The 11,724-nt window shown below is 63.3% G+C and carries 6 protein-coding genes; all 6 read right to left on the bottom strand.

Going from position 1 to position 11,724, the window contains the following annotated elements:
* Positions 1-8: 8 nt before the first annotated feature.
* The 6 genes from gltB to proS all read right to left on the bottom strand — a co-directional run bounded on the left by gltB (position 9) and on the right by proS (position 11,611).
* Complete coding sequence (gltB, locus tag ACGYLY_RS10630; RefSeq protein WP_395281659.1) at positions 9-4,490, bottom strand: glutamate synthase large subunit; 4,482 nt, start codon at positions 4,488-4,490, stop codon at positions 9-11.
* 199 nt (positions 4,491-4,689) lie between these two features.
* Positions 4,690-5,190, bottom strand: a complete 501-nt coding sequence (locus tag ACGYLY_RS10635) for an Lrp/AsnC family transcriptional regulator (protein ID WP_395281658.1) — start codon at positions 5,188-5,190, stop codon at positions 4,690-4,692.
* Between the two features lie 234 nt (positions 5,191-5,424).
* Positions 5,425-7,548, bottom strand: coding sequence for a polyphosphate kinase 1 (ppk1, locus tag ACGYLY_RS10640; RefSeq protein ID WP_395281657.1), 2,124 nt, complete (start codon positions 7,546-7,548; stop codon positions 5,425-5,427).
* Positions 7,549-7,589: 41 nt separating this feature from the next.
* A complete protein-coding gene (locus ACGYLY_RS10645) occupies positions 7,590-8,279 on the bottom strand; it encodes a metallophosphoesterase family protein (RefSeq protein WP_395281656.1) in 690 nt (229 codons plus the stop codon).
* 133 nt (positions 8,280-8,412) lie between these two features.
* Positions 8,413-10,065: an AMP-binding protein gene (locus ACGYLY_RS10650; protein WP_395281655.1), complete on the bottom strand. Its 1,653-nt coding sequence runs from the start codon at positions 10,063-10,065 to the stop codon at positions 8,413-8,415.
* An 88-nt stretch (positions 10,066-10,153) separates the two neighbouring features.
* Positions 10,154-11,611: a proline--tRNA ligase gene (gene proS / locus ACGYLY_RS10655; RefSeq protein ID WP_395281654.1), complete on the bottom strand. Its 1,458-nt coding sequence runs from the start codon at positions 11,609-11,611 to the stop codon at positions 10,154-10,156.
* Positions 11,612-11,724 lie beyond the last annotated feature (113 nt).

An 11,724-nucleotide genomic window follows, 5' to 3' on the forward strand; every position in this document is an offset into this window, starting at 1 on the left:
TTCTCCGTTCAGTCGTCGGACGGTACTCGAAAGCCGGACGACTGGCGGGCCGCCGGAACCTGACTGGGCGGCGACGTGCGAACGTCCTCCTGTCCTTCCTCGATGGCCTGCCGGTACGCGTCGGGCATGACCTTCACGAAGGAGACTGACTCCCAGTCGTCGAGCAGCGACTGCGCTTTTTCGCTCCGCGTCGCGGCGGCGTGGTTTTCGACCAACCGCCGAACCACCGCCTCGTCGCGCGCGTCCAAATCGGCCGAGAGCGAGACGGTTTCACCGTTCACACGCTCGCGGAGTTCCTGGCCTTCGTCCAGCACGTAGGCCACGCCGCCCGTCATTCCCGCGGCGAAGTTCTCGCCGGTTTCTCCGAGGACGACGGCGACGCCGCCGGTCATGTACTCGCATCCGTGGTCGCCGACGCCTTCGACGACCGCTTTCGCGCCGCTGTTACGGACGCCGAAGCGCTCGCCCGCCACACCGTTGACGTACAGTTCGCCCTCCGTCGCGCCGTACAGGGCGACGTTTCCGACGACGACGTCGTCCGAACCGTATCCCGCGGTGTCCGGCGTTTCGACGACGAGTCGCCCGCCGGAGAGTCCCTTTCCGACGTAGTCGTTCGCCGCGCCGGTCAGGAACATGTCGACCCCCGATTGGCAGAACGCGCCGAAGCTCTGTCCGGCGGCACCGTCGAATCGGCAGGTGATCGTTCCGTCGGGGAGTCCCGACTCACCGTGAATCGCGGAGATGCGACCGGAGAGCATCGCGCCCACGGCACGGTGCCGGTTCGTGATTTCGCGTTCGATTTTGACCGATCCTTCCCCGTCCAGCGCACCGCGTGCGGCGGCGAGCAGGTCGTGGTCGAGGTGGTCGTCCAACTCGTGGTCCTGTTCCCGCGTCTTCGTTCGACTGCCGCCGTCCACGGGGTCGGCGAGCACGCTCGAAAGGTCGAGGCTGCGCGCCTTCGGGTGGTCGGTGTCGCGCTGGTGGAGCAATTCCACGTGGCCGACCATCTCCTCGACGGTGCGGAAGCCGAGTTCGGCCATTATCTCCCGGAGTTCCTCCGCGATGAACGCCATGTAATTGATGACGTGTTCCGGTTCGCCGGGGAACCGCGCCCGAAGCTCCTCTTTCTGTGTCGCGATGCCGACCGGACAGGTGTTGGCGTGGCAGTTACGCGCCATCACACAACCGCTCGTGACGAGACTCGCCGTCCCGAACGAGTACTCCTCCGCGCCGAGCAGGGCCGCGACGGCGACGTCGCGGCCGGTCTTCAGGCCACCGTCGACGCTGACGCGGATGCGGGAGCGAAGCCCGGTCCGGTGGAGCATCTGGTTCGCCTCGGCGAGGCCGAGTTCCCACGGCAGGCCCGCGTTCTTGATGGACGTGCGCGGACTCGCGCCGGTTCCACCGGAGTGGCCGGAGATGTGTACGACGTCGGCCTTGGCCTTGGCGACGCCCGCCGCGACGGTGCCGACGCCCGCCTCCGAGACGAGTTTTACGTTGACCTCCGACCCGTCGCTTCCGGCCTTCAGGTCGTAGATGAGCTGTTTCAGGTCCTCGATGCTGTAGATGTCGTGCTGCGGCGGCGGCGAGATGAGGCCGACACCCGGCGTCGCGTGCCGGACGTGCGCGATCATCTCGTTCACCTTCTTGCCGGGGAGGTGTCCGCCCTCTCCGGGCTTCGACCCTTGGGCCATCTTTATCTGCACTTCGTCGGCGGATTGGATGTAACGACTGGTGACGCCGAACCGTCCGCTCGCCACCTGCTTCACGGAGCATTCCCGCTCGGTGTCGAACCGTTCCGGCGGTTCGCCGCCCTCGCCCGTGTTCGACTTGCCGCCGATGCGGTTCATGGCGATGGCGTTGTTCTCGTGCATTTCCGGGGAGAGCGATCCGAGGCTCATGGCCGCCGTGGAGAAGCGTTCGATTATGTCCTCGACCGGTTCGACGTCGTCGAGGGGAACCGACTCGCGGGCGTCGGTGTCGAAGTCCAGCAAACCACGGAGCGTCTGGAGCGTCTCCTGTTGGTCGTTGATCCCCTCGGCGAACGCCTCGTACTCCTCGCCGTCGTTCCCGCGAACGGCACGCTGGAGCGCCCCGACCGTCTTCGGGTTCCACTGGTGGTGAATGCCGTTCGAGCGGAACTCGTACTCGCCCTTCCGGTCGATGGTGGGGTCCTCGCCGAACGCGGTTTCGTGGCGCTCGCGTACGTCGTCCTCGATGTCGTCGATACCGATGCCTTCGGTGCGGTTCTCAGTGCCGGCGAAGTATTCGTCGACGAACCCGCCGTTCAGGCCGACCGCTTCGAATATCTGGGCACCGCGGTAGCTCTCGACGGTCGAGATTCCCATCTTCGCCATCGTCTTCAGCAGACCCTTCTCCAGCGCCGTGACGTACTTGCCGATGGCTTCCTCCGCGTCCGCGCCGTCGGGTCCGGCCACCAAATCCCCGATGGTCCGGTAGGCGAGGTACGGGTTGACCGCACCCGCGCCGTAGCCGACGAGGGTGGAAAGATGGTGGACGGTTCGGGGTTCGCCCGACTCCACGATGAGGCCGGTTCTGGTCCGCAGTCCTTCGCGCACGAGGTGGTGATGAACCGCCCCGGTTGCGAGAAGCGAGGGAATCGGAACCCTGTCTTCCGCCATCCCTCTGTCCGAGAGGAGGACGATTTCGGCCCCCGACTCCACGGCGGTTCGGGCGTCGTCACGGACCCGCTCGACGGCCGCTTCGAGGTCGACGTCGGTGTCGAAGGTGATGTCCACGACTTCGGTCGGGACGTCGGCGTCGACCACGCCGGCCAACTCCTCGTCGGTCAGCACGGGCGAATCGAGGACGAGTTGCCGCGCGTGGGCGGGCGACTCGCCGAGGAGGTTGTGCTGGCGTCCGAGTCGGGTTTCGAGGCTCGTCACCAACTCCTCGCGGATGTAGTCGATGGGGGGATTCGACACCTGTGCGAACAGCTGTTTAAAGTAGGAAAAGAGCGGGCGGTCGAAGTCGGAGAGAACCGACAGCGGCGTGTCGTCGCCCATCGAGCCGACGGGGTCCTTGCCCGCGCTGGCCATCGGTTCGAGGAGTTCGCTGAGTTCGTCGTGCGTGTAGCCCCACGCGGCCTGTCGGGCGCGGAGCGGGACGGACGAGTCACTCGAATCCCCGGTACCGCCGCGGACCGAGGTGGCTTCCGGTTGCTCTTCGAGTCGGATCTGTTCCTCTTCGACCCATTCGCCGTACTTCTCGTCGGTCAGGTCGGCGAACGCCTCCTCGTCGGAGACGATGCCACCCCGTTCGGGGTCGGCGAGGAACAGTTGTCCCGGCTTGAGTCGACCACGTTCGACCACGTCGCTCGGGTCGAGGTCGAGCGCCCCGGTTTCGCTGGCCATCACGAGACGGTTGTCCGCGGTCACGTCGTACCGGCAGGGACGCAGACCGTTCCGGTCGAGGACCGCACCGACGCGGTCACCGTCCGTCGCGGCGACGAGCGCCGGGCCGTCCCACGGTTCGATCAACGAGGCGTGGAAATCGTACCACGCGCGACGGTCACCGTCGGTGCGGTCGCGCCACGCCTCGGGAAGGAGCATGCGGAGCGCGTGGGGCAACTCGCGGCCGTCCTGCATGAGCAGTTCGAGGACGTTGTCGACGACGGCCGTATCGCTCTGGTCGAGCGTCGTCACCGGCGTGATGCGGTCGATATCGTCGCCGAGGCGCTCGCTTTCGAGGTCGGTTTCGCGGGCGGCCATCCAGTTGCCGTTCCCCTGAATCGTGTTGATTTCGCCGTTGTGGACGACGCGTCGGTAGGGGTGTGCGAGGTGCCACGCGCCGAGCGTGTTCGTGGAGAATCGCGCGTGAACCATGGCGACCGACGACTCGAAGCGCTCGTCGCGGAGGTCCGGGTAGTAGCCCGCGAGTTGGTCACCCTTCAGCAACCCCTTGTAGACGAGGGTTTTCCGGTCGAGCGAGCAGACGTAGAACCGGTCCGCGTCGTCGCGCGTCTCGATTTCCTTTTCGAGTACGCGGCGGGCGACGTAGAGCGTCCTGTCGAACTCCTCGACGGACATCCCTTCCTCGGGCCGGACGAAACACTGGGAGACGACGGGTTCCGATTCGAGTGCTGTCTCGCCGAGGTCGTCGTTCTCGGTGGGAACCGAGCGCCAGTCGAACACGCGGATGCCCTCCGCCCCGAGTACTTCCTCGACCGTCTCCTCCAATTCGGCGCGAACGTCGGCATCGCGCGGGAAGAACACCTGTCCGACGGCGTACGTCTCCGGGAGGTCGGTATCGAGTTCCGCGGCGAAAAACGAGTCCGGGCGTTGGACGAGGATACCCGCACCGTCTCCGGTGTTGGACTCCGCGCCGGTCGTGCCGCGATGTTCGAGGTTGGCGAGCACCGAGAGGCTATCGGCAACGATTTCATGGTCCGCGTCGGCGTCGAGGTCCATTACGACCCCTACGCCGCAGTTCGACCGTTGATCGGTTGGATCGGCGAGAAAACTGGTCATGTGCGACCGCATGGCAAACAACCATAAGAGGTTTCTCCTGAAGGAGAAAGGGAGTGCTATTGTCAATATGTGTTCCTTATATATTGTATATGCGCGTCGTTTTACGGATTGAATATTTATATTCGTAGTAAAATTCGTCGGACATTGCTGAATTATGTGCGACTTTTCACCCGTTGATGTGGGTATCGAAAATTGGACCTTACTCGCTTTCGATGAGTTCTTCGAGGTCTTCGTCGTCGTAGTTGATGAGAAGTCGGGACTCGTCCTTGAACGTTTGGAGGACCACCCGCGTCGAGGAGTGTTCCACGCCGTCAGTTTGGATGATGTCGTCGATGTACTCCTGCAGATGGTCGTGGTCGCGGAGGTGTGCGATCACCGTGAACGTCTTGTCCCCGAGCACGAAGTACACCGTCTGGACGCCGGAAATCTCACACAGTTCCTCGCCGATGGCCTCGTACTCCGGACCGTACTCGCTTCGAATCTCGGAGATGGCCGTCAGTTCGAGTCCGAGTTCGTTGGCGTCGATTTTCGACACCGTTCCCGTCAGAATACCCTGATTTCGATACTTGTCCAATCGATAGTACACCGTCGAAGTACTGATACCGAGTTCGTCGCTCACTGCGTCGACGTCGATATCCCCTTCCCTGTCCAGCCATCGTAGGATTTTGAAGTCCTTTTCGTCTAGATTGACTTCCGCCATATCTAACCGATTGTAGCCATGTTTCTAAAACTTTGCTAACGATTCGTGATTTGGATGAATGAACGACCTACAGATTGCAATACGTGACGTTAGAGACCATTGTCAAAATAGACATAAACTTTCGATTATGGGATATTCTCCCCTCCAAATCTATCCGTTTTTTGTGGCTTTTTATACGACGACCATTTAAAAGTTGAATTTGACAGCGTCCATCCGATCGACCGTTTTCCGTCGCTACGTGTCGGTCAAGCGACTCGTTCGCCGCATGAGTACGTCCTGTGTGGCCACCGACGGTTCGTCGCCCGGGCGTCGCTGGTGATAGCTTCCGTCCGATTCCATCTCCCAACAGTTTCGATTGTCGGCCAGCATCGTTTCGAGAATCGCCGACAGCTCCTCCCGAAGCGCGGGGTCCGTCACCGGCGCGACGGTTTCGACGCGCTTGTCGAGGTTTCTCGTCATCCAATCGGCGGACCCGAGGAAGTATCGCGGGTCGCCATCGTTTCCGAAGTAGAAGATTCTGGAGTGTTCGAGGAACCGCCCGACGACGCTGTAGACGTTCACGGTTTCGCTCACGCCTTCGATACCGGGACGAAGTCGGCAGATGTCCCGAACGACGAGGTCGATATCGACGCCGTCCATCGCCGCCCGGTACAGTCCCTCGACGATGTCCGGGTCTTCGAGCGAGTTCATCTTGGCGACGATGCGACCCTCCTTCCCCTCGCGTGCCAACGCCGCCTCGGCGCGAATCCGTTCGGTGAAGCGCTCGCGCATGTTCCCCGGCGCGATGAGGAGTTTCCGATACTCCTCGTGGCGCGTGTGGCCGGTGAAGTAGTTGAACAGGGCGCTCAGGTCCTGTCCGATTTCGCGGTCGGCGGTCAGCAGTCCGAGGTCGGTGTACGTCTTCGCCGTCTCCGAGTGGTAGTTTCCGGTGGCGATGTGCGAGTACAACCGCACCCCGTCCTCCTCCTCGCGGACGACGAGCGCGGTCTTGCTGTGCGTTTTGTAACCCATGGTCCCGTACGCCACGTGGATGCCCTCCTCCTCCAACTTCTTGCCCCACTCGATGTTGTTCTCCTCGTCGAACCGCGCCTTGAGTTCGACCATCACCGCGACCTGCGTGCCGTTTCTCGCCGCCTCGATGAGGCTTTGGACGACCTTCGAATCGCTCGCGGTCCGATAGATGGAGAGTTTGATGGCGAGTACGTCCGGGTCCGCCGCGGCCTGACTCAGGAACTTCTGGACCGTCTCCTCGAAGGAGTGGTAGGGGTGATGGACGAGGAGGTCGTTCCGCCGGATTTCCTCGAACACGTCCACCTCCTCGTCGAGGGTCTCGCCCGTCAGTCGCGGATGTGGTCGTGGCGTCCACGGTGTGGATTTCAGGTCCGGTCGGTCACAGTCGGTCAGGTCCATGAAATCCCGGAAATCGAGCGGTTCGGGGAGACAGAACACCTCGCGGTCGTCCACGTCGAGTTGTTCGACCAACAACTCCCGCACCGCGTCGGGCATTCCCTCCTCGATTTCGAGACGGACGACGGTGGCGAACCGCCGTTCCCGTAGCACCGTCTCTATCATGTCGATGAGATCCTCGGCCACCTCCTCGTCCTTTCCGACCTCCGCGTTTCGGGTGACGCGGAACGTGGAGTGGTCGATGATCTCCGTACTCGGAAAGAGGAGGTCGAGGTTGGCCCGGATGACGTCCTCCAGCAGGACGTATCGCGTCCCGTCGCCGATTCGAACGAGACGGGGGCGGTTCTTCGGAATCTTCACGCGGGAGAACGTCGGCTCCGCCCCCTCCTCCTTCTGGGTCAACACCGCCAACGAGAGGCTCAAATTGGAGATGAACGGGAACGGATGTGCGGGGTCGAAGGTCAGCGGCGTGAGCGTGGGAAGGACGGACTCCTCGAAATACCCGCGAAGTTCGTCACGTTCCGGCGTCGACAGGGAATCGTACGAAACGATGTCGATACCCGCCGCTGCGAGTTCGTCGTGAATCACGTCCCGGTAACAGGCCGACTGCTGGCGGAACATCCCTCGCGTCACGTCGAGGATTTCCTCCCACTGCCCCCGCGGCGTCCGACCATCCGGGGAGAGTTCGGTCACGTCGGCCGCCATCTGCTGTTTCAGGCCGCCGACCCGCTTGCGGAAGAACTCGTCCATGTTCGTCGTGAAGATGGCGAGGAACTTCACGCGCTCCAACAACGGGTTGCGCTCGTCCGTCGCTTCGTGGAGCACGCGCTTTTGAAACTCCAGTTGGCTCAACTCGCGGTTCAAGTAATACCGCGGATCGCTCAGGTCGATAGCGGCGTTTTCGGGCGTCGTTTCCTCGTCGCCGTCGTCCGGTAACTCGTGTTGTGGCATGGTTGGTCGGGGAGGGCAATTTACGGGGACGGTGACCGGAGTCAGTGGGGTTGAGGGGTGACGATGGAGTCGTCGCTCCTGCTCTTGCCCGTTCTGCGGGACGGTTGGGTGACGAACTCGTCATCCCGATACTCGTACGCCGTGAGCGTCCCGCCGTAGACACAGCCTGTATCCAATCCGACTGCGTACTCCCGCTCGACCGGCCGTTCGAGGACGGTGTGGCCGAAGAACACCCGCCGCGGCCCCTCGTACTCCTCGAACCAGAACGGCCGGTCGTAGCTTCCGTCCGGGGCCAGCGACCGCGTCGTTTCGAGGTCGTCGACGGAGTGGTCGGAAAGTGGCTTTCGCGGGTCCACGCCGCCGTGGACGACGAGCGCGTCGTCCCACGAAATCGCTGCCGGAAGGCTTCGTACGTACTCGATTTCCTCCTCCCCGAATCCGTCGAGTTCGACGCTGCCGTCGATGAGTTTCTGCTCGTTGTTGCCCCGCACCGAGCGGAAGTTGTCGCGTTCCCGGACCAGTTCCACGACGCCGAGGCTGTCGGGGCCTTTCCGAATCAGGTCCCCGACGAACACGACGAGGTCGTCGGAAGACGGCGCGAGCGTATCGAGAAGCGATTCGAGTTCCAGCAAACAGCCGTGGACGTCGCCGACGACGTATATCTCCTCCCAGTCGTCGGCGTCGATTCGTTCGTGTGGAACCCCGTCGTCGAACGTCGGACTCGAAACCATTGTTGTAGTAGTGGCCGCTCGTCGCAACGAGTAACGGCCGTTCAAGGAAAGAACGCCAGTCTGAGCTATAAACGATTTATAATACCCGTCAGGAGGTATCAGAGCAATACGTGTGTGAATTTATACCAACCGCTCACGGGTCGGACTCCTCGACCGCCCGCTCCCGCAACTCCGTGCGCTGAATCTTTCCGGTCGTCGTCTGGGGCAGGCGGGCGACGAACTCGATTCGACGCGGATACTCGTACTTAGCGAGTCGGTCATTCACGAGGGTTCGAATCTCCTCGCGGAGCGCGTCGCTCCCCTCGACACCCGAAACGGGTTGGACGAACGCCGCGATTATCTCCCCTCGCGTGTCGTCCGGGACGCCGACGACGCCGACCTGTTCGACCGACTCGTGTTCGAGGATGGTTTTCTCGATTTCGCCGGGTCCGACGCGGTAACCGCTCGTGATGATGAGGTCGTCGTCGCGCGATTTGAACCAGATGTAGTCGTCCTCGTCCTGCACTGCGAGGTCGCCGGTGAGGTGCCAGTCGCCGACGCGAACCGACTCGGTTTTCTCGGGAGCGTTCCAGTACTTCTCGAAAATCGCCGGTTCGGTGGGGTTCCGCACCGCGATTTGGCCGACCTCGCCGCGCGGAACTTCCTCGCCCGTCTCGGGGTCCACGATGGCGACGTCGTGGCCCGGAACGGGTTTTCCCATGCTCCCCGGTTTCGCCTCGAACCAGTCCCGACAGTTGGCGACGAGCAGGTTCGCCTCCGTCTGCCCGTACAGTTCGTTCACCGCGACGCCCGCCAGTTCCTCCTCGGCCCACGCCAGAATCTCGGGCGTCAGCGGTTCGCCGCCGGTGCTGATGGCGTCGAGGTCGAGGTCGTAGGTTGCAGTGGGGTCGGCCACGTCCATCATCATGCGGATGGCCGTCGGCGGGATGAACGCGTCCGTGACGCCGAACTCCTCCGCGATTTCGAACGCCTCCTCGGCGTCGAACTTTCCCATCGGATAGCCCACGACTGGGCGGCCGTAGTGCCACGACGAAAAGAGCAGGTCGCCGAGCGCGCCGATCCACGCCCAGTCGGCGGGCGTCCACGCCACCGTCTTCCCCAGGATGTTTCGCTCGAACACCATCGAGTACGTCGGGCAGTGGCCCACCCACACGTGATGTCCGTGGAGGACGCCTTTCGGCGGACCCGTGCTTCCGCTCGTGTACATGACGATGGCGGGCGTTTCGGGCGTGGTCTCCGCGAGGTCGAACGAGCGCCCGCCGTCCCGAAGCAGTTCCTCGAACCTCCGCACATCACCCTCGGCGTCCCCGTCCACTTCCACCACGTGTTCGAGGTCGGAGCAGTCGTCCCGAACTTCGTCCAGCGACTCCCGAACGGCCTCGTCCACGACGGCGACGTTCGCGCCGCTGTCGTCGAGTCGATAGCCGAGCGCCTCGGACCCGAACAGCACCGACAGCGGTATCGATATCGCTCCGAGTTTCCAGCACGCGAGGTGGGTGATGGGGTTCGCGGGTTTCTGCGGGACGGCGACGGCGACCCGATCGCCGAACTCGACGCCGAGGTTCGACAGGGCGTTGGCGACCCGGTTCGACAGGACGTCGATGTCGTGAAACGTGTACGTTTCCCGTCGTCCGTCGGGGGAGGCCTGGAAGAGGGCCACGGACCCTTTCGGGTCGTCGTGCTTTCGGACGAGGTCGTGGGCGGCGTTGAACGTCTCGGGGAGGCCCCACGCGAAGTCCTCGCGGGCGGTTTCGTACGAGTCGTCGAGCGTGACGTACCGCGGCATGGTATCTCGTTGCACGCGGGGGACTATCTAATCCAAGGTTCACATATCACGGTCGGCCCGTGATCGGTCGAAAAAACGGGGGTCCGATTCAGTACGACTTTGCGAAGTAGGCCGTCTCCTCGGCCTCGTCGCCGCAGATGGAACACTCGTCGCCGCAGGGTTCCTCGTCTCGGTCGAGGGGCACCATGACGATCTCCGCCGAAATCTGCTCCTTGATTTCGGCCTCACAATCCTCGTCGCCGCACCACGCCGTCTTCACGTAGCCGCCGTGTTGACCGATGGTGCCGAGAATGTCCGCACGGGAGTCGGCCTCTCGGATGTTATCTTCGAGCGTCTCCTCGGCCGCTTCGTACATCTTGTCGAACACGGCGTCGAAGTGGTCCTCGACCGTCTCCACGATGCCCGCGCGGTCCTCCACGACGTTCTCGCCGTCGGGTCGGTGAACGACCGTGATTTCGTCGTCTTCGACCTCGTGCGGGCCGATTTCGAAGCGGACGGGCACGCCCTTCAACTCCCACTCGTTGAACTTGAAGCCGGGGTTGCGCTCGTCGCGGTCGTCCAGTTCGACGCGGACGCCCGCGTCCTCCAACTCGTCGGCGATGCCCTCGGCGTACGACAGCACCTCCTCGCGGTTTTCCTCCTGCCAGATGGGGACGATGACGACCTGCTCGGGCGCGAGCGTGGGCGGACAGACGAACCCCTGCTCGTCGCTGTGGGTCATGATGAGCGCCCCGAGCGCGCGCCACGACAGCCCCCACGAGGTGGTGTGCGCCACGCGCTCGTCCTCGTTCTCGTCGGTGAAGTAGAGGTCGTACGCCTCGGCGAAGCCCTGCCCGAGGTAGTGGCTGGTCGCGCCCTGCACCGACTTGCCGTCGGGCATGAGCGCCTCGACCGTCGTCGTGGTGTCCGCGCCGGGGAACTTGTCGTGTTCGGGCTTGCGGCCGCGCATGACCGGAATCGCCAGCACCTCCTCGAAGGCGCGCTGGTACTGCGACAGGCGGGTCATCGTCTCGTCCCACGCCTCTTCTTCCGTCTCGTGGGCGGTGTGACCCTCCTGCCAGAGGAACTCCTTCGTGCGGAAGAACGGCTTGGTATCCGTCGCCTCCCACCGAATCACGCTACACCACTGGTTGAGTCGCAGTGGCAGGTCGCGGTGGCTCCGCACCCACTGGCTCATGAACGGCGTAATGATGCTCTCGCTGGTGGGACGGAAGGCGAGGCGCTCTTCGAGTTCCTCGTGGCCGCCGTGGGTCACCCACGCGACTTCAGGGTCGAACCCCTCCACGATGTCGCTCTCGCGTTCGAGGTAGCTCTCGGGGATGAGCGCGGGGAAGTAGGCGTTCTGCGACCCCGTCTCCTTGAACCAACCGTCGAGGTAGTCCTGCAGGCCCTCCCAGAGGGCGTACCCGCGCGGTCGGGTCACGATGAACCCGCCCATGGGCGCGTAGTCGGCGAGGCCCGCCTTCAGTACGACTTCGGCGTACCAGTCGCCGGGACTGTACGATTTGGACTCGGTGATGCCGAGTTCCTGATCGTCGTTACTCATTACTCCTACCCAGTCCGGATGCGCTCTTAAATGTCCTGAAGCGACCGCAAGGAGTCGTGATTTTGGACGTTCGAAGGACGTTCGCTTCGATACGAGAGTTGTATTCGAAGTGC

It is taken from the genome of Haladaptatus sp. CMAA 1909 (assembly GCF_043952005.1).
Lineage (GTDB): Archaea > Halobacteriota > Halobacteria > Halobacteriales > Haladaptataceae > Haladaptatus.